Origin of the sequence: Fulvimarina fulva, assembly GCF_039652615.1 — a bacterium.
GTDB lineage: Bacteria > Pseudomonadota > Alphaproteobacteria > Rhizobiales > Rhizobiaceae > Fulvimarina.
In genome coordinates, this window is the sequence record NZ_JBDJAC010000007.1 from 136,521 (window position 1) to 158,319 (window position 21,799).

18 protein-coding genes and 1 tRNA gene are annotated in these 21,799 nt (G+C 59.9%); 14 read left to right on the forward strand and 5 right to left on the reverse strand.

Annotated features, from left to right (window positions below; all coding sequences use genetic code 11):
* Nucleotides 1–69: 69 nt before the first annotated feature.
* A complete protein-coding gene (locus ABDX79_RS11545) occupies nucleotides 70–1,272 on the reverse strand; it encodes a YbfB/YjiJ family MFS transporter (RefSeq protein ID WP_346220439.1) in 1,203 nt (400 codons plus the stop codon).
* Nucleotides 1,273–1,669: 397 nt separating this feature from the next.
* Entirely contained in the window at nucleotides 1,670–1,813 is a 144-nt protein-coding gene (locus tag ABDX79_RS11550; RefSeq protein WP_007066149.1) for a DUF1127 domain-containing protein, read from the reverse strand.
* A gap of 469 nt (nucleotides 1,814–2,282) precedes the next feature.
* Between ABDX79_RS11550 and ABDX79_RS11555 the strand changes: the two genes are divergently transcribed.
* The 7 genes from ABDX79_RS11555 (at nucleotide 2,283) to ABDX79_RS11585 (ending at nucleotide 12,057) form a co-directional block, all read left to right on the forward strand.
* A tRNA-Leu gene (locus ABDX79_RS11555) sits at nucleotides 2,283–2,367 on the forward strand.
* A gap of 71 nt (nucleotides 2,368–2,438) precedes the next feature.
* Complete coding sequence (tig, locus tag ABDX79_RS11560) at nucleotides 2,439–3,803, forward strand: trigger factor (protein ID WP_346220440.1); 1,365 nt, start codon at nucleotides 2,439–2,441, stop codon at nucleotides 3,801–3,803.
* A gap of 197 nt (nucleotides 3,804–4,000) precedes the next feature.
* On the forward strand, nucleotides 4,001–6,376 hold the full coding sequence (locus ABDX79_RS11565) for a mechanosensitive ion channel domain-containing protein (RefSeq protein ID WP_346220441.1): 2,376 nt from the start codon (nucleotides 4,001–4,003) through the stop codon (nucleotides 6,374–6,376).
* Nucleotides 6,377–6,527: 151 nt separating this feature from the next.
* Complete coding sequence (locus ABDX79_RS11570; RefSeq protein ID WP_346220442.1) at nucleotides 6,528–7,163, forward strand: ATP-dependent Clp protease proteolytic subunit; 636 nt, start codon at nucleotides 6,528–6,530, stop codon at nucleotides 7,161–7,163.
* 212 nt (nucleotides 7,164–7,375) lie between these two features.
* Nucleotides 7,376–8,644, forward strand: coding sequence for an ATP-dependent Clp protease ATP-binding subunit ClpX (clpX, locus tag ABDX79_RS11575; RefSeq protein WP_346220443.1), 1,269 nt, complete (start codon nucleotides 7,376–7,378; stop codon nucleotides 8,642–8,644).
* A 543-nt stretch (nucleotides 8,645–9,187) separates the two neighbouring features.
* A complete protein-coding gene (gene lon / locus ABDX79_RS11580) occupies nucleotides 9,188–11,611 on the forward strand; it encodes an endopeptidase La (protein ID WP_346220444.1) in 2,424 nt (807 codons plus the stop codon).
* Nucleotides 11,612–11,781: 170 nt separating this feature from the next.
* The gene (locus ABDX79_RS11585) at nucleotides 11,782–12,057 is read left to right on the forward strand and encodes an HU family DNA-binding protein (protein WP_346220445.1); all 276 of its coding nucleotides are present in this window, start codon (nucleotides 11,782–11,784) and stop codon (nucleotides 12,055–12,057) included.
* Between the two features lie 325 nt (nucleotides 12,058–12,382).
* Here the strand turns inward: ABDX79_RS11585 and ABDX79_RS11590 are convergent, their stop codons facing one another.
* Nucleotides 12,383–12,643, reverse strand: a complete 261-nt coding sequence (locus ABDX79_RS11590; RefSeq protein WP_346220446.1) for a DUF3297 family protein — start codon at nucleotides 12,641–12,643, stop codon at nucleotides 12,383–12,385.
* 355 nt (nucleotides 12,644–12,998) lie between these two features.
* Between ABDX79_RS11590 and ABDX79_RS11595 the strand changes: the two genes are divergently transcribed.
* The 7 genes from ABDX79_RS11595 to ABDX79_RS11625 all read left to right on the forward strand — a co-directional run bounded on the left by ABDX79_RS11595 (nucleotide 12,999) and on the right by ABDX79_RS11625 (nucleotide 20,017).
* Nucleotides 12,999–14,504: a L,D-transpeptidase family protein gene (locus ABDX79_RS11595; protein WP_346220447.1), complete on the forward strand. Its 1,506-nt coding sequence runs from the start codon at nucleotides 12,999–13,001 to the stop codon at nucleotides 14,502–14,504.
* Nucleotides 14,505–14,748: 244 nt separating this feature from the next.
* The gene (rplS, locus tag ABDX79_RS11600; protein WP_346220448.1) at nucleotides 14,749–15,210 is read left to right on the forward strand and encodes a 50S ribosomal protein L19; all 462 of its coding nucleotides are present in this window, start codon (nucleotides 14,749–14,751) and stop codon (nucleotides 15,208–15,210) included.
* A 456-nt stretch (nucleotides 15,211–15,666) separates the two neighbouring features.
* Entirely contained in the window at nucleotides 15,667–16,161 is a 495-nt protein-coding gene (locus ABDX79_RS11605; protein WP_346220449.1) for a GNAT family N-acetyltransferase, read from the forward strand.
* Between the two features lie 341 nt (nucleotides 16,162–16,502).
* Nucleotides 16,503–16,892 (forward strand): succinate dehydrogenase, cytochrome b556 subunit, encoded by a 390-nt coding sequence (gene sdhC / locus ABDX79_RS11610; RefSeq protein ID WP_346220450.1) that lies wholly within the window; start codon nucleotides 16,503–16,505, stop codon nucleotides 16,890–16,892.
* 16 nt (nucleotides 16,893–16,908) lie between these two features.
* On the forward strand, nucleotides 16,909–17,289 hold the full coding sequence (gene sdhD, locus ABDX79_RS11615) for a succinate dehydrogenase, hydrophobic membrane anchor protein (RefSeq protein WP_346220451.1): 381 nt from the start codon (nucleotides 16,909–16,911) through the stop codon (nucleotides 17,287–17,289).
* Nucleotides 17,290–17,292: 3 nt separating this feature from the next.
* On the forward strand, nucleotides 17,293–19,143 hold the full coding sequence (sdhA, locus tag ABDX79_RS11620; RefSeq protein WP_346220452.1) for a succinate dehydrogenase flavoprotein subunit: 1,851 nt from the start codon (nucleotides 17,293–17,295) through the stop codon (nucleotides 19,141–19,143).
* Nucleotides 19,144–19,408: 265 nt separating this feature from the next.
* Complete coding sequence (locus ABDX79_RS11625; RefSeq protein WP_346220453.1) at nucleotides 19,409–20,017, forward strand: hypothetical protein; 609 nt, start codon at nucleotides 19,409–19,411, stop codon at nucleotides 20,015–20,017.
* A 289-nt stretch (nucleotides 20,018–20,306) separates the two neighbouring features.
* Here ABDX79_RS11625 and ABDX79_RS11630 read toward each other — a convergent pair whose 3' ends face one another.
* Together ABDX79_RS11630 and ABDX79_RS11635 are read right to left on the reverse strand one after the other, a co-directional pair.
* Nucleotides 20,307–20,828: a hypothetical protein gene (locus ABDX79_RS11630; RefSeq protein ID WP_346220454.1), complete on the reverse strand. Its 522-nt coding sequence runs from the start codon at nucleotides 20,826–20,828 to the stop codon at nucleotides 20,307–20,309.
* Between the two features lie 303 nt (nucleotides 20,829–21,131).
* The gene (locus ABDX79_RS11635; protein ID WP_346220455.1) at nucleotides 21,132–21,665 is read right to left on the reverse strand and encodes a hypothetical protein; all 534 of its coding nucleotides are present in this window, start codon (nucleotides 21,663–21,665) and stop codon (nucleotides 21,132–21,134) included.
* Between the last annotated feature and the right edge of the window lie 134 nt (nucleotides 21,666–21,799).

Genomic DNA, 21,799 nt, shown 5'->3' on the forward strand with positions numbered 1-21,799 from the left:
CGCCTTGAATGTTGCTTGATGACGAGCTGGATGAGCAAAAACAGGCGTTCCCTTTTTACGTCCGGCGCTTCAAGCGGGTCTTTCGTTTTCGCCGAAGTCGCGCTGCAGGGCAGCGATCGCCGCGCCGGCGACGAGCAGCGCCGTCGATATCCACTGGCCCGCCGAGACCCCGTCGGTGATGTCACTGAGAAAACCGATCCCGACCGGACCGAGGATTTGTCCGATTCCAAAGGCGATCGTCATTGCCGATATTCCCGCCGACCAGTGTTTTTCGGCATAGTTCCGGCGCACGAAGGCCGTCGTGGAGGCGACGACGGCAAGGAACGTGCCCCCTACCATTCCGGCCGACATGAAGAGCACGACCGGTGACTCGGTGAGTGCGACGAGGGAAGATGCGGCTGCAAGTACCAGTGAAAGGATTGCGAAGGCCGATCCGTTGACACGGCGTTTCAGGAAACGGCCCCAGATCCAGGGCGAGGCCATCGCGGCAAGACCGATGACGGTCCAGAGACCGGCCTGTAGGGATACGCTCGCCCCATTGGCCCGCACCCACGCGATGACGAATGTCAGATAGCCGATATAGCCGGCACCGAAAAAGGCGTAACCGACGAGGATGCCGGACATCCTGCGGATACGGACATCCGAGCTTGCAGCTGTCGCGCTCCGCCGAGTTCCGGATGGGCGTCCGAGCAGAAGCACGACGCCGAGGATCGCCGACAGGATCGCCAGCAGACCCCAGGCCATCGGCCAGCTTTCCATTCCGCCTTCACTCAAGGCGATGGGCACAGTCACGCCGGATAGCGCTATTCCGAAGCCGGGACCGGCATAAAAGAGACCCAGCAGAAATGGATTGCCCTCGTTTTCCGAGGCGAGACGAGCGGCCAGAAAGCCTCCGCCGACAAACGCCAACCCTGCGCCGATGCCGGCAAGAACCCGCGCAAGATTGAGCGAAATCGGATCGCGCAGCACCACGCACAAGGCGAGGGACGCAACGCACATCCACAATCCGATCTGCATCGCATTGAAGGCGCCGACGCGTCGGTTGACACGCGCTGCGAGAAGGGCGCCGGCCAGATAGCCGAGCGCGTTGGTCGTGTTGAGCCAGCCCGCAGTCGAATAGGACCAGCCGAGATCGGCGCGCATGTCCGGTAGAATCAGCGCATAGGCGAAGCGAGATAGACCAAGCCCGACGGCTGCCGCAGCCGCAAGCCCGACGACCTGAACCCAGGGCGGCAGGCTCTCACGCCGCGAGGTCGTAGGCCCGTTCTTCATCCGCGAACACCTCCCCTTGTGCAGCGCGACATATCAGCGCCGAGTGTGCTTCGACAAGATTCGATGGATTCTAGCTATGGCGAGAGTGGTCCGGTGACGGGTTTTGCGAATTTTTCAGGAGCAGAAACAACAACACCCGCCGGGGGAGGACCGGCGGGTGTCGTATGTACGGAGCCTACGTTGGGAGGAGGAGTGTAGGCCCCTTAATCCGCTTCGAAACTCGGGAGGAGGTGAGTACGAAGCGAAACTCTGAAACTTTGGTTTGGTGTAGGCGTCCGCCGGGGGGAGGACCCGGCGGACGACTTACCAGAGGTTCACCCAGGGAGGAGGAAGGTGAACCCGTCATTCGCGGAAACCCTTTGGGAGGAGGTGGGTTGCCGCAAAACTGCAAATTCTGTTAGCCGACTGTGCGCCGCGCAATCGACGGGATGTCGTAGCGTGAGATGCCAAGATCGTTGAGCTCACGCTGCGAGAGACGGTCCAGTTCCTTGACGGTGTCACGGTAACGGCGCCAGTTCTTATACGATCTTACGATATCCATCTTAACTTGTCCTGTCCTGACCAAGTGCTTGGCCACATTCTTTGGTGCGGCGTTGCATTTTTGCTTTCCGCCGTCCGTTGATCCACAAACTAGTCAGCCGATGCGAGCCCGGCTAGTCGCTCTACCGCATAGGAGCCATGCATTTTGTGCAGTGCAACAAATGCTGCTGCGCCGAGGCGCTTTCTGTCTCCCTGTCACGCATCTCCCGAATATTCGGCGTTCGCTTCGGAAGCTGTCGAGGTTCGCGAGGCGAAGATTGCCGCTGACGGACAGGGGAGTGTCCAGCCATAACGCAGCCACGAAATGAACCGGGCGCGGGGCAAGGGGCGTGATCAAATCGTTCGCCTTCGATACGAAAGCTTGGATTTCAGGTCGAAAAGGGGCGGTTTCGGCCCTTTCGCCGCCTATATGGCGGTGATATAGAGGCCCGCGATTCACGCTGGTTTCTTATAGCCCGGCGTGCCCATTCGCGGGTGTGGCGGAATTGGCAGACGCACTTGGTTTAGGTCCAAGCGCCGAGAGGCATGGGGGTTCAAGTCCCTCCACCCGCACCAGTTCACGATAAGAACGGGATCGACGGCTGTTACGATGGCTCGAGGCCGTCAGGATAAAGAAGGTATAAAGCATGCAGGTGACGGAAACGAAGGCCGAGGGCCTCAAGCGGGAGATCGAGGTGGTCGTACCAGCCTCGGACCTGGAGGCACGGCTTCAGACCCGGCTGCACGAGGCAAAGGGCAGGGTGCAGCTCAAGGGCTTCCGGCCCGGCAAGGTGCCTGTGGCTCATTTGCGCAAGATGTACGGCAAATCGTTCATGGCCGAGATCGTGAACGAGATCCTCAAGGATACGCCGCGCAACATCATTGCCGAGCGCAACGAGCGTTCGGCCATGCAGCCCGAAATCGACATGACCGAGGACGAGGCGGAAGCCGAGAAGGTTCTGGACGGTAAGTCCGACTTCAAGTTCACGGTCTCCTACGAGAAGCTTCCGACCTTCGAGCTCGCCAGCACGGACGGCATGAAGATCGAACGGCCGATCGTCGAAGTTCCCGACGAAGAAGTCGAGGAGCAGGTCAAGCTGATTGCCGAGAACGCCCGCGAATATACGCCGAAGGACGGTGCGGCCGAAAACGGCGATCGCGTGACGCTCGATTTCGTCGGCAAGATCGATGGTGAGGCGTTCCAGGGCGGTTCCGCTACCGACTCGAACCTCGTGCTCGGCTCGAACCAGTTCATTCCGGGTTTCGAAGAGCAGCTGATCGGCGTTTCGGCAGGTGACGAAAAGCAGGTCGTGGTGTCCTTCCCGGACGATTACGGCGCGCCCGATCTCGCCGGCAAGGAAGCGACGTTCGACACGGTGGTCAAATCCGTCGCGGCGCCGGCCGATATCGAGATCAACGACGATCTCGCCAAGAAGCTGGGCCTTGAGTCCGAGGAGCGTTTGCGCACGGTCGTTCGCGAGCAGATCGAGAGCCAATACGGCCAGGCGACGCGCCAGAAGGTGAAGCGCCAGATTCTCGATGCGCTTGACGATACCTATTCGTTCGAGCTTCCGGAGAAGCTGGTCGAGGCCGAGTTCAACAACATCTGGAATCAGGTGCAGGCCGAACTCTCGCGCTCCGGCAAGACCTTCGAAGACGAAAACACCACCGAGGAAAAGGCCAAGGAAGAGTATCGCACGCTCGCAGAGCGTCGCGTTCGTCTGGGCCTTGTCCTGTCGGAGATCGGCGAGAAGGCTGGTATTCAGGTCAGCGACGAAGAACTGCAGCGCGCGATGTTCGACCAGCTTCGCCGTTATCCGGGCCAGGAACAGCAGGTCTACGAATTCTATCAGAAGAATCCGGATGCCCTCGCAAGCCTTCGCGCCCCGATCTACGAGGACAAGGTCATCGACAAGCTCCTCGCGGAAGCGGACGTCACCGACAAGGTGGTGACCAAGGACGAGCTTCTTGCGGAAGACTCAGAAGACGATGCTCTGAGCATGGCCTCCTGACGAATAGTTCACGCGTTAGTGATTCTGAAGGCCGGCCTAGCGCCGGCCTTTTTCGTCCGCAGACAAACCGTCGTCACGTTCTTGGCTATCTCCGCCCGTGTCGGCTGACGAATGGGGTGCTTTTTCGCCACTTGGTCTGGTTCAGCCGCTGCGAACGAATTCCAGGACCTGAACACATATTAGAAGCAGGATTTCGCATGCGTCGCTTTTCGACAGCCGTCTTGATGATCGCGGCTGCAATCTTCTTCGCACAGATCACACCCGGTCATGCGCAGTCGCCAATCAGTTCGTCGAGCGCGGCAAGTGCAGCCTCGTCCGAGACGACGAAGGAACCAAGTCTCGACGATCTCATCTCGATTCTCGAAAATGAGAAGACCCGAGGCAAGCTTCTGGAGTCGCTCAAGGCAGCCGCGTATCAGGCGCCCGCGAACGAGAGCGAGGACGAGGGTATCGTCAAAGCGCCGAATCCAGACCAGACGCTGCCCGCTCGTATAGCCGAGGGCGTGCGAACCTTCGTCGGCAGCGCCTCCAGCGCCGGGTCGGATATTTTACAAAGCCTGCGTTCATCCGGAACGGTCCTGTCCGGTGCCGGCTCGCTCGACATACCGGCAATTCTGACGGCGGTGCTCCCCGTAGGGCTTGTCGCGATCGTCGTCTTTCTCGTTCTGGGGCTTGGGCGCATCGTCAAAGCCCCCATTTTCCGGCGCCTCGCAGAAACGAGCGCCCATGCAAGCCCCATCAACAAGCTTCTCCTGCTTATTCTTTCCGGCCTGATTGATGCGCTCTCGATCATTTTGAGCTGGGCCGGCGGCATTGTCGCAGCTTCGGTCTTTGCCAACGGTCAGCCTGGTTTCAACCAGCAGCTCTTCCTCAACGCGTTTCTCGTCATCGAGATGATCAAGGTGGTTCTGGCACTTTTCGTCTCGCCGAACTATCCGGCCCTGCGACTGACGCCATTTTCGAACCGACAGGCCAGTTACTGGTATTTCTGGTTGTCGCGGTTCATTTCAGTGCTCGGCTACACCTTCCTGTTTGTCGCGCCCGTCATCCGCTCCGCATCCACCGTGCAGGCTGCCGATGCGACGCGCTTCATCGTCGTCATCGCCTGTGTCCTCGTCGGCTTGTTCCTAATTCTCAAGAACCGTGGAACTGTCCGCGAGCGGCTCAAGCGCGCGAAAAAGAATGGCGACAGCAGTGTCGGTGCCCATATAAACGCCTTCATCGGTCAGATCTGGTGGATCGTTGCCATCGGCTTCATTCTCGCCGCCTTCATCGTCTGGCTCAGAAGTCCTGAAGAGGGCCTGCGTTTCCTGACGCTCGGAACGCTGAAGACCATCGGCGCCATGGCGGTCGGGGGACTGATCGTTTCGGTCCTGAGTCGCTGGATCGCCAGCGGCATTCCGATCCCGGAAACGGTCAAGGACAAGCTTCCGTTGCTGGAAAGGCGTGTGAACAGTTTTATCCCGAATGCGCTGACGGTCGTCCGTGTCTTCGTGGTTGTCGCAGTTCTCGCCTACGTTCTCGAAGCCTGGTCGATCGTCAGCTATTCGAACTGGCTGGCCACCAGCACGGTGCAGGCATTCGTCGGCGGACTTGTCGGCGGTGGCATCATTCTGTGCATCGGCGTCGCGATCTACATCGCGGTCTCGTCCTGGATCGAATACCGGCTGAATCCCAATTACGGGACGATCCCGACCGCCCGTGAGCGCACATTGCTCTCGCTGTTCCGCAACGCTTTCACCATCGCGATGGTGGTCATCGTGACGATGCTGGTTCTCAGCCAGATCGGCATCGACATTGCGCCACTTCTCGCTGGTGCCGGTGTCGTCGGTCTCGCCATCGGTTTCGGCGCGCAGAAGTTCGTTCAGGACATCATCACTGGCGCCTTCATCCAGATACAGAACGCCATGAACGAAGGCGACATCGTCGAGGTGAACGGGGTGACGGGAACGGTCGAACAGCTCACCGTTCGCTCGGTCGGCCTGCGGACAGTCGATGGTACGTGGTGCCTCATACCGTTCTCGTCGGTCGATCAAGTCGCCAACTACTCGAAGGACTTCGCCTACTACGTGGCCGACATCGGCGTTGCCTATCGCGAGAATACGGACGACGTCGAAGACATGATGGTCGATGCCTTCCAGGAGCTGAAAACGACCTCTGTCGCCGAGAATCTTATCGGGGAGATGGAAATGTGGGGCGTTCAGGAGCTTGGTGATTCGGCCGTTGTCATGCGCGGACGCGTGATGACCAAGCCAGGAACCCAGTGGGGCATCGGACGGGCCTATCGCGGCATCATCAAGCGGATGGCCGACGAGCGCGGCATCGAGATTCCGTTCCCGCACATGACCGTCTGGTTCGGCGAGGATCGTCAGGGCAGCGCGCCGCCGATCAGGGTCGCGGACAAAAACGCGGCCAAGGCCTCGCGCCAGATCGAAGCCGGGCATGTCGAGCACGATCACGGTGCAGCACAGGCCGCGTCGTCCACGAGAAATTACGGGACATCGGATGCGACCGGAAAAACAATTCCGCCCGGCGAAAGCGATGTCGATGCTGCCGGAGACGGGCGTGGCTAGGGGGTGAGCTGATCGGGCGCGGTTTCCGTTCGGGTCCCGCCTTGCATCATCCCTAGGCTCGGTCCTATCTACGCGAGAGTTGAAATTCTGATTTGATTCGCTTCGGTTCTGAAGGGCCGGGGCGAAAAGCGACCAGCGAGACCCCTTTAAAATGAAGCATCCGATTGAAACCGCCATGAATCTCGTGCCCATGGTCGTTGAGCAGACCAATCGCGGCGAACGGGCATACGATATTTTCTCGCGTCTTCTGAAAGAGCGTGTGATCTTCATCACCGGCCCGATCGAGGATTCCATGGCGACGCTCGTCTGCGCGCAGCTTCTGTTTCTGGAAGCGGAAAATCCGAAGAAGGAAATCGCGCTCTACATCAATTCGCCGGGCGGCGTGGTGACGAGCGGCATGGCGATCTACGACACGATGCAGTTCATTCGTCCGGCCGTGACGACCCTTTGCATCGGCCAGGCGGCCTCGATGGGTTCCCTGCTTCTGTGCGCAGGCGCAAAGGACATGCGCTTTGCAACGCCGAACGCCCGTATCATGGTCCATCAGCCGAGCGGCGGCTTCCAGGGGCAGGCCTCCGATATCGAACGTCATGCGCAGGACATCATCAAACTGAAGCGCCGCCTGAACGAAACTTACGTGAAGCATACCGGTCAGGATTATGAGACGATCGAGCGCACGCTGGACCGTGACCATTTCATGACGGCCGACGAATCCAAGGAATTCGGCCTGATCGACAAGGTCTATTCGTCGCGGGCCGAGCAGGAAGGCACCGATAACGCGTCTTAAGATCGTGGATGCCGAACGAACGCCTACAAAAGAAGCTCTCGCGTTAAGCGCTGCTCAAGATCGATAGGGGATCATGGTCCCCAATTGGAGAAATGGGCAAATGACGTCGCAAAATCGCCACCGGCTTTGCTAAGGTGCAAAACAGCGACTAAGTTGGGCTGAACGTGAGCCGGGCTCTCTTCGCGGGTAGCCCGAACCGGAAGGAAGAACGAATGAGCAAAACGAGCGGCGGCGACTCTAAGAACACGCTCTATTGCTCTTTCTGCGGAAAGAGCCAGCACGAAGTCCGTAAGCTTATCGCCGGGCCGACGGTCTTCATCTGCGACGAGTGTGTCGAACTCTGCATGGACATCATCCGCGAGGAGAATAAATCCTCGATGGTGAAGTCGCGGGACGGCGTGCCGTCTCCCCAGGAGATCATCGGTGTTCTCGACGACTATGTGATCGGTCAGTTCCACGCCAAGAAGGTGCTGTCCGTCGCGGTCCACAATCACTACAAGCGCCTGGCCCATGCGTCGAAGAACAACGACGTCGAGCTGGCGAAGTCGAATATCCTGCTGATCGGTCCGACCGGTTGCGGCAAGACCCTGCTCGCGCAGACGCTCGCCCGCATCATCGACGTGCCGTTCACCATGGCGGATGCGACGACGCTGACGGAAGCCGGCTATGTGGGTGAGGATGTCGAGAACATCATTCTCAAGCTGCTCCAGTCGGCCGACTACAATGTCGAGCGTGCGCAGCGCGGCATCGTCTACATCGACGAGATCGACAAGATCAGCCGCAAGTCCGACAACCCGTCGATCACGCGGGATGTCTCCGGTGAGGGCGTGCAGCAGGCGCTTCTGAAGATCATGGAAGGGACAGTTGCTTCCGTTCCGCCGCAGGGCGGACGCAAGCATCCCCAGCAGGAATTCCTCCAGGTCGATACGGCGAACATCCTCTTCATCTGTGGCGGCGCATTTGCGGGCCTTGATCGGATCATCTCCGACCGCGGCCGGAAGACCTCGATTGGCTTTGCCGCGAATGTCGAGGCGCCGGACGAGCGCAGGTCAGGTGAGCTCTTCCGTCAGGTTGAGCCTGAGGACCTTCTGAAGTTTGGACTGATTCCGGAGTTCGTCGGTCGTCTGCCCGTTCTGGCAACGCTCGAGGATCTCGATGAGGCAGCCCTGGTCCAGATTCTCCGCGAGCCGAAGAACGCGCTGGTCAAGCAGTATCAGCGGCTGTTCGACATGGAGAACGTGCAGCTCACCTTCCAGGAAGAGGCGCTTGGCGCGATTGCGCGCAAGGCCATCGATCGCAAGACCGGCGCTCGCGGTCTTCGCTCGATCATGGAAGCGATGCTGCTCGACACCATGTTCGATCTGCCGACGCTCGAAGGCGTTCAGGAAGTCGTCGTTTCCGACGATGTGATCGCGGGCAATGCGCGACCGCTCTACATCTATTCGGAGCGGACCGAGGAGAAGGAAAACGTGAGCGCCTGACGCGCCGACGGCCCCGCTTGGAAACTGATCGAGAACCCGCTGGCTCTTGTGAGCCGGCGGGTTCTTGCGTTTCGGGGCGACGCCTTTCGCCCGGTTGAACTGGGCAAGTGCTTTTCCACAGCACATTTCTCGGGCGATCGGTGTGCGAATTTCACGGCGTTTTGGTTGAAATCGCAGGATATGGAATTCGTCTGCTCGCTTGGCCCTGTCGGGTATCGAAGCCTCCCGTGCGCAGCGCGGGCTGCTTACCGAAGCCTGTACGACCCGGAAGCGTCAATGAATTTCGCCGTTGCGAAATGAACGAGCGGACGCCGCGTAGGTCCGCGATATCTGAAAGTGCGCCTGCATGGGCGGTCCCGGCAGACAGGTAATCCGGTTTCTCGCAAGCCTGTCGCGCGACAGTCTGGTGACGCTGCAAAAGCTTGCAATACGGGATTTTGCGCCCCACATTCCCAGTCGTGAGAGGCTTCGGCATGACTGCTCTTTAGTAGGGTCGGCTCGAAGCGCTCGATAAACGGCGTTTAGCCGTAGAAAGGAATCATCATGTCCAATTCGCCGGAAAGTCGAAACCGGAACAAGGCTGTGCTCTACCCGGTCCTCCCTCTGCGCGACATCGTCGTCTTTCCGCACATGATCGTGCCGCTTTTCGTCGGCCGCGAGAAGTCGATCAAGGCTCTCGAAGAGGTCATGGGAGCGGATAAGCAGATTCTGCTCGCGACTCAGAAGAATGCGAGCGACGAAGATCCGACCGCCGACGCGATCTATGACATCGGAACGGTGGCCAACGTCCTGCAGCTTCTCAAGCTGCCCGACGGCACGGTGAAGGTGCTTGTCGAAGGCATGGCGCGGGCCGAGATCGAAGGCTTTTCCGATCGCACCGAATGGTACGAAGCCTCTGCCGCGATCGTCGACGATGCCGAGGACGATCCGGTCGAACTCGAGGCGCTGGCCCGTTCGGTGGTCTCGGAGTTCGAGAACTACGTCAAGCTGAACAAGAAGATCTCGCCGGAAGTGGTTGGCGCTGCCAATCAGATCGACGACTATTCCAAGCTCGCGGACACGATCGCTTCCCATCTGGCGATCAAGCTGCCTGAGAAGCAGGAAATGCTGACGCTCGTCTCGGTCAAGGATCGGCTCGAAAAGGCGCTCGGCTTCATGGAATCCGAGATATCGGTGCTTCAGGTGGAGAAGCGCATCCGCTCGCGCGTCAAGCGCCAGATGGAGAAGACCCAGCGCGAATACTATCTCAACGAGCAGATGAAGGCGATCCAGAAGGAACTCGGCGACGGCGAGGACGGCCGTGATGAGATGGCCGAGCTGGAAGAGCGCATCAAGAAGACCAAGCTCTCCAAGGAGGCCCTCGAAAAGGCCAATGCGGAGATGAAGAAGCTGAAGCAGATGTCGCCGATGTCTGCCGAATCGACTGTTGTCCGCAACTATCTCGATTGGCTTCTGGGTCTGCCCTGGGGCTCGCGCTCGCGCGTCAAGATCGATCTTAAGAAAGCCGAGGACATCCTCGACGGGGATCATTACGGTCTGGAGAAGGTCAAGGAGCGTATCGTCGAGTATCTCGCGGTGCAGAGCCGGCAAAACAAGCTGAAGGGGCCGATCCTGTGCCTCGTCGGCCCTCCGGGCGTTGGCAAGACCTCGCTTGCCAAGTCGATCGCCAAGGCGACGGGCCGCGAATATGTTCGCATGGCTCTCGGGGGTGTTCGTGACGAGGCGGAGATCCGTGGTCACCGGCGGACCTATATCGGCTCGATGCCCGGCAAGGTCATCCAGTCGATGAAGAAGGCCAAGAAGTCCAATCCGCTCTTCCTGCTGGATGAGATCGACAAGATGGGCCAGGATTTCAGGGGCGATCCGTCGTCCGCGCTTCTCGAAGTGCTTGATCCCGAACAGAATTCCACGTTCATGGATCACTATCTCGAGGTCGAATACGATCTGTCTCCCGTCATGTTCGTCACGACGGCCAATACGCTGAACATCCCGGGTCCTTTGATGGACCGCATGGAGGTTATTCGTATTGCCGGCTACACGGAGGACGAAAAGGTCGAGATCGCCAAGCGCCATCTTCTGCAGAAGGCGATGCGTGACCATGCTCTGAAGGAGAACGAGTTCTCGATCGACGACAGTGCGCTCTACGAGATCGCGCGTCGATACACGCGTGAGGCTGGCGTCCGCAACTTCGAGCGTGAACTGATGACGCTCGCCCGGAAGGCCGTCACGTCGATTCTCAAGGGCGAGACCGAAACGGTGCATGTCACGGCCGAGAACATCTCCGATTATCTCGGCGTGCAGAAGTTCCGATTCGGCGAGGCCGAAAGTGAGGATCAGGTCGGTGTCGTCACGGGGCTTGCCTGGACCGAGGTCGGCGGCGAACTCCTGACGATCGAAGGCATCATGATGCCCGGCAAGGGCAAGATGACAGTCACCGGCAACCTCAAGGACGTGATGAAGGAGTCGATTTCGGCTGCTGCATCCTACGTCCGCGCGCGAGCTCTAGACTACGGCGTGAAGCCGCCGCTCTTCGAGAAGCGGGACATCCACGTCCACGTTCCCGAGGGCGCGACGCCGAAGGACGGTCCGTCCGCCGGCACGGCCATGGCAACGGCGATCATTTCGGTTCTCACGGGCATTCCGGTTCGCCGGGATATCGCGATGACCGGCGAGATCACTTTGCGCGGCCGCGTATTGCCCATCGGCGGCTTGAAGGAAAAGCTTCTGGCGGCACTGCGGGGCGGTATCAAGAAGGTTCTCATTCCGGAGGAAAACGCCAAAGATCTGGCTGACATCCCCGATAACGTGAAGAACAATCTAGAGATCGTACCCGTCTCACGGATGGGTGAAGTTCTGGAGCACGCGCTGTTGCGCCAGCCGGAACCCGTTGAATGGTCGGAGAGCGAGGAGCCGCTTAAGGCGCGTTCATCCATCGAGGATGAGGGTGCGACGGCTGTTGCACACTAAGCGCACCGTATCAAATTCAAACAAATTCCTTCCTTCGCCGCGTGATTTTGTTATGAGTCAGGCGAAGGAAGGGCCCTAAGCCGTTGCCGTCAGGCCTCTTCTGCGCCACTATTCTGTCACCAATCGCGCTGGGATGCGCAGAGATTCGAAAGCCTGGAGGGTAACAATCCATGAACAAGAACGAGCTAGTCAGTGCGGTTTCCGAGAAAGCCGATCTTTCCAAGCAGCAGGCGACCGCTGCCGTGGATGCCGTGTTCGGCACGATCGAGGAAACGCTCGCTGACGGCGGTGATATTCGGCTCGTCGGGTTCGGCACTTTTGCCGTTTCTCACCGGAGTGCGTCCAAGGGGCGTAACCCGTCGACGGGCGCGGAAGTCGATATTCCCGCTCGCAACGTTCCGAAGTTCACTCCGGGCAAGGGCCTGAAGGACTCCGTCAACAAATAAGTACTTCTGGGCCGGACGCGCCTTGCGTGACCGGCCCAAGGTTTGAAGGGCATCTTCGCCTCGGTGTGGAGATGCCCTTTTTTGTGAGGGCATTCGGGCGAGCCGGCTTTCACGCGATTCGGTATCGGGCTGGCTCAGCCCTGTCGCGGATCAACCTCGCTCGATGCGGGCGGACATCTCGAAGCTGCCCCGTCGCGGCGCGATCGGGGCCGATTGGATCTCGGTGTCGGACACATCAGACGACCTGCCGGGCCATTCTCAACCGACGAACGGCGCAAGTCGCCGCTGGTCTCAAAGGCCATGAGCAGCGGATCGACTCGCGGATTTAGTCCGCTGCCGCTTCGCCGGCATCGTCTTCGAAAAAGGGTTCGACCGTTCCCTTCAGCTTCATCTGAAGCGGATTTCCCTTTCGATCGCGGGCCTTTCCGGCCTGGACCTTTATCCATCCTTCCGACACGCAATATTCCTCGACATTCGTCTTCCGGGAGCCGTTGAAGATAATGCCGACGCCGCGGGCGAGGGCATCGCCATCGTAGTGCGGGCTGGCGGAATCGATCGAAAGGCGGTCTGGTGGTGTATCGGCCATTATTGAGGTCTCCTTGAAGTTCGCATCCGGTCGGGGCGGTTCAGGCGCCGTCCGGCTGATTGGGAACGGGTCGAATCGAAGCTCGCGCAGTTCAGACGCGACCTCGAAATCCGCTATCGCAGCGCGATGGAGCGAATTTCCTATCCGATTTCAGCGATATTCCGCACGAAGAGGGTTGGCACAAGCCGTTCTTTGGCAAGCCCTGTGCCAGCCACGGCCTGCGTTGGCCTTTTTCAGGTCTCGTTCATGCACCATCATGGACAGATAGAACGATACGAACCGGACAGGAAAAGCCGAGCGAAGGTTGCGTCTCGTGCCTGAGGGTTGGTTTCGAGTTCAATTGAGGGGATGACGGATGAATTGGAATGGTCGTGGAACGACATCGCGCGGCCTGCTCGCCATGAGCACTGTGCTGGCCTGCCTTGCCATGAGTGCGCCGCGCGCAGAGGCGCAAGGGTTCGTTCCGCCCGAAGCCGTGGAGTCCTACGTGGACCAGTACGGCCGCGAGATCTTTCTCGATATAAACGGACGCGTCGTCGCAGTCGTCCAACCCCAGCGTCAGGACCCGTTTCAGCAGCGTCGGGAGAGCTTTCAGGAGCGGCGCGGTCAGGTGTTTGACCGTCCGCCCCCGCCCGGCGTGATGCTCGAGGGGCCGGCTTTCGTGGCTCCGGGCGACAATTGGGTCGCCGAGGATCCCCAAGGTTTCGAAGGCGAACGTCCGAGCTCGATCGATCCGTTCGACGAAGGCCCACAGCCCGGCGACGCTCCGATCGAGGCCTCGCCGCTGCCCGCGCCGTCGGGACAGCCGCAACCGGGCTTCGAGCCTGAAACCCAGGCAGCCGAGCTTCCACGGTCCGACCAGCCCATGTCACCGGGGGCAGATCTCCCGGCTCCAGATGCTCCGATCGTGACCGATGGGCCGAACGAGAGCGCCAATCCCCTGAATGAGCCGTTCCGGGAGCAAACGATCGAGGAGACCGATCCGGCTCCGCAGGTCGCAACGCCGCAGGGGAGCGACAAGAAAGCCGCCGTTGCAGCCCTTCAGGTGATTCTCGACCGGGCGGGCATGAGCCCCGGCGTGATCGATGGGCGCATGGGCTCGAACGTCAACAAGGCGGTCGCGGCTTACGAGGAAAAGTTCAAACGCAAGCTTCCGACTGGGGACAGCCGTGCTCTCGCGGACATGCTCGATGAGACGGGCGGCCCGGCCGTCGTCACCTATGAGCTGACGGCTGAGGATGTGAGCGGTCCGTATGTGGCTTCGATCCCGACCGACTATGCCGAGAAGGCCAAACTTCCGGAGATGAGTTTCGAGCGCCCCACCGAGAAGCTTGCCGAAAAATTCCATATGGACGAGGACTATCTCAAGGAGATCAATCCCGGCGCGGATTTCTCGCGTCCGGGCACACGCATCAAGGTGATGAGTGTCGGCAAGAACGTCGACGGCAAGGTCGCGCGAATCGTCGCCGACAAGGGCCGGGAGCAGGTACGCGTCTATAATGCCCTCGACGAGCTGATCGCGGCCTATCCCTCCACAATTGGTTCGTCCTCGACGCCGTCTCCGTCGGGGACGGTTCAGGTCAATCGCATCGCCTTCGATCCGAACTACACCTATAATCCGAAGATCAACTTCAAGCAGGGAGAGAACGACAAGGTGCTGACGATTCCTCCCGGGCCGAATGGTCCGGTCGGTTCGATCTGGATCGCGCTTTCGAAGCCGACCTACGGAATTCACGGCACGCCCGAGCCCTCGAAGATCGGCAAGACCAATAGCCACGGCTGCGTGCGACTGACCAATTGGGATGCATACGAACTCGCCAAGATGGTTCGGCCCGGGGTAACCGTCGAATTCATCGACTAGGCTTTTGTGCAGGGGGCGGAGCAGGCAGCTTCGCCCCTCCCATCGCTCAAGGCCCCTAAGGCCGGTTCATTCGTTGTTCTTTGCTGGGCAAACGAATGATTTTGCCGAATTGTCGCTATGCCCCCGTGACAAAGCGCCGGGCTTGGTGTAACGACGCGCACGATTTCCTCAGAATAACAGAGCCGTTTGATCGGCCATGTCGGGGTCTTATCCGCTCCGGAATGCAACGAATTGAGGCTATGCCATGAATATCATCCAGGAACTCGAAGCCAGCGAAGCCGAGCGTATTTCGGCCATCCGCAAGATCCCGGAATTTTCCGCCGGCGACACCGTGCGCGTCAACGTGCGCGTCACGGAAGGTACCCGTACCCGCGTGCAGGCCTATGAAGGCGTCTGCATTGCCCGCTCGGGCCAAGGGGTGCAGGAAAACTTCACGGTCCGCAAGATCTCCTACGGCGAAGGCGTCGAGCGCGTATTCCCCATTTGCTCGCCCCAGCTCGACTCGGTCGAGGTCGTGCGTCGCGGTAAGGTTCGCCGCGCCAAGCTTTACTACCTGCGCAATCGTCGCGGTAAGTCCGCCCGTATCGTCGAGGCGACCAATGTCCGCGCTCGCCGGCTGAACGACGACGCACGCCAGATCGCTGCCGAGCAGCGCGAGAAGGCGAAGGCCGAGAAGGAAGCCGCCAAGTCCGGCGCAGCTGAATAATCATCGAGCCGAAAGGTTCGCAGAAGACCGAAAGGCGGTTCGAAAGAGCCGCCTTTTTGCGTTCAAGGGCCTGCGAAAGCGCGGAACAATCGGCGCGGTCGGATTCGGAGTCCGGCTGATACCTAGGGGCCTTTGAAACCAACGTTTCATAAGGCCGCCGGGAGCCCGCGCGGCGCCTGAGTCAATCGTCGGACGAGAATTGATCTGAGGGGCAATTCATTTGTCCGGCGGTATGATTCAGTCGGACACCGTATTTAAAGCCTGCTCAGCGTGTGAGCATTCCGTGAAATTCGTGATAGTCACGGGTTCGACCGGTTTCGTATGCATCGGCGGTCTCCGAAATGAAGCGCGCTTGAAGGAGCCGGCGTCGTATCGCTCGCGGCGGCAAATGGTCTTCACTTTGAATTCGCCCGCGAAACGCTTGACGTTCCGAGCTGTCCGCTGAATCTTGCACCCATGAACGACCTCCGAGAACAAACTCCCGCGCCAGATATCGAAATTCGCATCCTGCGTCTGGGAGAAGCTGCGGAGCTTGCGCCGCTGCTTGCGGCTTATAATCGCTCACTGTTTTCCCAGGCTCCGGGAAAGCCGGACGTCTCCTATGCCGAAAAGCTCCTGCAGGATCGCACGGCGGAGGTTTTGGGTGCGCGGCTCGACGGGAAGCTGGTCGGTTTCATTGTATTCTACGACCTTCCCGATCTGTGGACCGGCATGCGGTCCGGCCTTGCCGACCACATCTATGTGGATGAGAGGCATCGGCGCAAAGGCATAGCGAAGGCGATGATCGACCTTCTGGCGGAGGAGGCGGACCCGCGCGGTTGGTCGAAACTTGTGCTTCACTCGCCGCGCAATCCGGAAGCCGGTCGCCAGCTCTACGAACGGGTTGCCGCGCCTGCGGACTGGAAAAGCTTCGTCATCCGCTTTTCCGACCGGAGTCTTCCGCCCCATTGATACCGTATCCGGCTGGTTGAGGCGGGGACCGTATCGAAGCCCCAAGCGACGCAGGAATGTTTCCAAATCCGTTTTCGCGAAGCGGGCCAACGGATTTCGTATGATTCGTGGAGGAGCGACGAATTCACTCATGCGGACGCGCGAGGTTCCCACCGGGGCGATCCAATCGATTGAATGTCAGCATCGCGCATTGAACACTTCACAGAAGCCTCACGCACCTTGCTTTCGCACGGCTGTTGCTGCTTTTAGAGACGATCTAGAACAAAGCCGGCGCATCGGTTTATGGTGCGCCGCATCAAGAGCTGCCAGGCTGCTCGCATTGGAAGACGGAAAGGACCGAGATGTCCGACGTGAAGTCGAACCGACCACTTTCGCCCCATCTGACGATCTACAAATTTCGCCCAACCATGGCGATGTCGATCGTTCATCGCATCACCGGCGGCGCGCTCTATTTCGGCACGATCCTCATCGTCTGGTGGCTTGCCGCGGCGGCCAGCGGTGAAGAGGCCTTCGAGACCGCATCCTGGTTCTTCGGCTCGTTCTTCGGCATCCTGATCCTGATGGGCTACAGCTGGGCGCTCTTTCATCACGCGCTTGGCGGTATCCGGCATTTCATCTGGGATACCGGTCACGGGCTCTCCAAGGAGACCTCGACGAAGTTCGCGCAGATGACGCTGATCGGATCGCTGGGCCTGACCGTGATCCTTTGGCTTGGCATCTGGATTTTTTAAGAGGAAGGACCTTTCGATGGCTGACATGCGGACACCCCTCAACCGCGTTCGCGGAATGGGCGCCTCGAGCGGCGGCACGGAGCATTTCTGGCAGCAGCGCCTGACGGCGATCGCCAATCTCGTGCTGTTCACGACCTTCCTGATCGTCGTTTTGGCGTCGATCGGCGACGATATGACCGAGGTGCGTGAGACCTTCGGCAATCCCATCATCGGCACCCTCGCGGCGCTGATGATCGTATCGGCCTGCGTCCATATGCGGCTTGGCATGCAGACGATCCTGGAGGATTACGTTCATGGGCCGATGAAGTGGCCGCTGGCGATCGCCAACACCTTCTTCGCCTGTTTGATCGCGGCCCTTGGCCTCTATGCGATCGTGAAAATGAGTTTCGGAGTCTAAATCATGGCGGATAACGAAGCGAACGGCCAGCCGCATCGCCAATCGGCAAAGCAGAATGGCAAGGCCTACACCTATGTCGACCACGAGTTCGACGTGGTCGTCGTCGGCGCCGGCGGGTCCGGACTGCGCGCCACGCTCGGCATGGCCGAGCAGGGGCTGCGCACGGCCTGCATAACGAAGGTTTTCCCGACGCGTTCGCATACGGTCGCAGCTCAAGGCGGCATCGCGGCGTCGCTGAAGAACATGACGCCCGATTCCTGGCAGTGGCATCTTTACGATACGCTGAAGGGTTCGGACTGGCTCGGCGATGTCGATGCCATGCAGTATCTGGCCATGGAAGCGCCCAAGGCGGTCTATGAGCTTGAGCACTACGGCGTTCCGTTCTCGCGCACCGAAGACGGCCTGATCTATCAGCGTCCGTTCGGTGGTCACATGCAGAACTTCGGCGAGGGTCCCCCGGTGCAGCGCACCTGCGCGGCCGCGGACCGGACCGGACATGCGATCCTTCACACGCTCTATGGCCAGTCGCTCAAGAACCACGCGCAGTTCTTCATCGAGTATTTCGCACTCGATCTCATCATGTCCGACGATGGCCGCTGCACTGGCGTCGTGGCGTGGGATCTCGACGACGGAACGATCCATCGCTTCTCGGCCAAGATGGTGGTGCTGGCGACGGGCGGCTATGGTCGCGCCTATTTCTCGGCGACCTCCGCCCATACCTGCACCGGCGACGGTGGCGGCATGGTCGCCCGCGCAGGCCTGCCCCTGCAGGACATGGAGTTCGTGCAGTTCCACCCGACGGGTATCTATGGTGCCGGCTGCCTCATTACTGAAGGTGTGCGCGGCGAGGGCGGTTATCTCGTCAATTCCGAGGGCGAGCGTTTCATGGAGCGTTATGCGCCATCCGCGAAGGATCTCGCCTCACGCGACGTCGTCTCGCGCTGCATGACCATGGAAATCCGCGAGGGCAGGGGCGTCGGCAAGGAGAAGGATCACATCTACCTTCACCTCGACCATCTCGACCCGAAGATCCTCCACGAACGCTTGCCGGGCATTTCCGAAAGCGCGAAGATCTTTGCCGGCGTTGATGTGACCCGCGAGCCGATTCCGGTCCTGCCGACCGTCCACTACAATATGGGCGGCATCCCGACGAACTATCACGGCGAGGTGCTTAACCCGACCGCCGACAATCCGGACGCGATCGTGCCCGGCTTGATGGCCGTCGGCGAAGCAGGATGCGCCTCGGTTCACGGTGCCAACCGCCTCGGTTCGAACTCGCTGATCGATCTTGTCGTCTTCGGACGCGCGGCGGCGATCAAGGCCGGTCAGGTTGTGGATCGCAATGCGCCGACCCCGCAGATCAACGAAGCGGCCTGCGACAAGATCATGTCGCGCTTCGACAAGATCCGTCATGCAAGCGGCTCGAATCCGACGGCTGCCGTCCGCGAGCGCATGCAGAAGGCGATGCAGGAAGATGCTGCCGTCTTCCGTACGCAGGAAACCCTCGAAAATGGCTGCCAGCGTATCTCGCAGATCTGGGGCGAACTCTCGGATCTACGGGTCAACGACCGGTCGATGATCTGGAATTCGGATCTCGTTGAAACGCTCGAGCTCGAGAACCTCATGGCGAATGCCATCGCCACGGTCTACTCGGCCGAGGCCCGCAAGGAGAGCCGCGGCGCCCATGCCCGCGAGGACTTCACCGAGCGCGACGACCAGAACTGGCGTCACCACACGCTGGCGACAGTCTCCGATAGCGGCAAGGTCGATCTCTCCTACCGACCCGTCCACGTCGACTTCATCGCCGAGGGCATGCCGGAAGAAAAGATGGCGCCGAAGAAGCGCGTTTACTGATCATCGAAACCGCCTGGTCCCGTGCCGGTCCTGACGTTCCGGCCTGGGACCGGGCGCTGTGTTCTGTCGATCGGTGTCAGTCCTTTCCAAGATTTAATAGTCCTGCCTCCCATTCCGCCGTTATGACGGCGGATGGTGTCGCATCTGTCCCGGCGCACTCAGCTGCAGAATCACGCGGCTCGGCGTCTGGCCTTCGACCTTGGATAGGCACCAAAAAATGCTGATTCGTTTTACGAAGCGGCCCAAGAAAAGATCGGGAGAAAACATGCACCACGTCCTCAAGAGACAATCGAGCGCTTTCGCAATCGCGGCTGTTCTGGTCCTTGGCCTTTCGACGGCAGGTTTTGCGCAAGATGGCGCTTCAGACCAGTCCGCCGCGGACGAGCCGTCGGCCACCATGGAGAGCGGCTCTTCGGAAAGCGACGACAACAGCTCTGATTCTCCGGCTATTCAGGGCGAGATGCCGAGCAATCAGGTTGGCGAAAAGTTCGAGCTGCCGCGCTATTCTGAAGGCAACCAGATCGAACTGATCACAGGTCTCTGCGGCATCCAGATGAAGGACATGAGCAAGCCCGCCTGCGGATGTCTTGCCGAGGCCTCGATCGACGGGTTGTCCGACCCGCAGCGTGACTATCTGATCGCGTCCGTCATCGCCCCGCCCGTATCCGATCGCATGATCAGCGATGGCCGCGTGAGCGAGGCGGATCAGAAGGACATCTTCAGCTTCCTTCAGACCACATCCCAATCCTGCAAGGCGAAGTTCGCGGACGGGGCAAACGAAGCTCCTGCCGATGCCGGGAGTTCCGGGTCCGATGCAACGCCGGGCTCGTCCTCGGCTGACGGTGCCGGGAGCGGCAGCGGCGCAGCGAACTGACGCTTTGTCGGCAAAAGCCGACAACAAATTGCGCAGGCTCAGAATCAGAAAGGCCGGACATGATGTGTCCGGCCTTTCTGTTTTGTCTTATTTCTTCACCGTCGTTCAGCTGTGTATCCGCCCGATCGGGGAAATTGCCGTCCGCTGATTGTCGCTCGCTGCCGGCGTATCATACCGGCGGACCTTTGAAACCATCGGTTTCATGGGTCGTCGGCAGCCCGAGCGGCGTTTGAGCCGTTTGCCGGACGAATGAATTGACCCAACGGGGCAATTCCTTCGTCCGGCGGTATCAGGCGCCAGGCCCATTGATGACCGCCTTCGTGTCGCGGATCGTCTGCACATTGTGCTTCAGGACGGTTGGCTGTTCCGCCATGGTGAACGTGGCCGGATCGCGGCCGAGAGCAGCAACCTCCTGCTCGACGGCGGCGCGGGTCGAATCGCAGTTGGCATAAGCAAGATTGGCGGCAACGCTCTCGTCGAAGGCGTTCGGCGCCACCTTCATGGCCTCGTCGTAATTGCAGAATGCATCGGCGCGCAGGGCCTGTTCGAACGGCTGGGAAATCGACGTGCCCATTTCCGCTTCGATCGTACGCTTCCGCGCGTTGTAGTTCTTGAGATAGGTCTGCGACATGGCGAGGCGGCACTGCGCATAAACCAGTTCGCCCGGCTTCAAGAGAAGGCTCTTGCAGTGAGCGTCTTCCTGATAGGCGACCGGGTCGAAGACATTGTCGATCGCTTCTCCCGAATCGCTCACGCAGCCCGAGAGGAAACCGATCGCCATGACCGAGACCAGCGTTCCAAATACACGCATCGACTTGTCGCTTTCCACTCATCTTCGAATTGGGCAGAGCCACGTCTTCGGTAGCCTCCATAGGCTCCGGATCGCGGCTCGCCGCCGCTCTGGCATCACGTGCCGTTCCTGAAGCCAAAGTCCCAAAATCCGGCAAAGCTATGACAGGTTTTGGAAAGGTTTCTTCGGTTGCGCATCTTGAAGGATGCTGTTGCGAAAAGGTCGAGCTGACGTGTTTGTCATGTCCCGAGCGCAGCACGGAGACCTGGTGATTGTCAGCGCGGTGAACAGGCGCCACCGCAATTCTGCATACGAGCTGTGTCGTCAGTTGCCAGAGGACGAAGCAGAGCCGCCACCAGATGAGTTCTGGGATTGAGATCCGCCAGCATCGCTGTCTGCCTGTGAGCCGGTTTGGCCATCGGAGGCCGTTCCGAGATCGATCCCTTCGGACTCGGGCTGCTCGACGCTCGAGCGGACGGCTTTGAGAAGGTCGTCATTCACGGATTTTGCGGCGCATGTGCGCACGGCGCTTACGTCCTGCTGCTGCTTCAGATCGGAATCGCGAACCGGACAGATCTCGCTTGCAAGTTCGGGTTCCACCACGATCGTCAGGGGAACGTCCGAGATCGCGATATCCAGCTGTTTTGAGATTTCCGTGCGAACGTCCCAGTCTCCAAGGGACACATCGACCAGATTCGAGATGATGGGATCATCCTGCCCGGTCAGCGACTGCGCTGGATCGCTTAGGGTCTGTTCGGGAAGCGGCGTCCCCGACTCGGCCGTCTGTGCAAACACAGGATTTGCGGAAAAACCGACGGCGAGGAATGAGGCTGCAAGAATGAGCCGGGAACGGTTCATGGACGAGACCTTCGCAAGACAAGAGACTTAGTTGAGGCACCATGTTGGCGCAATGTCGCGTTTCGCCAAGGGATGGCCGTCAAAAAGCACGTGTCTTTGACCATATTGCAGGATCGCTTCCGCGAACGAGATAG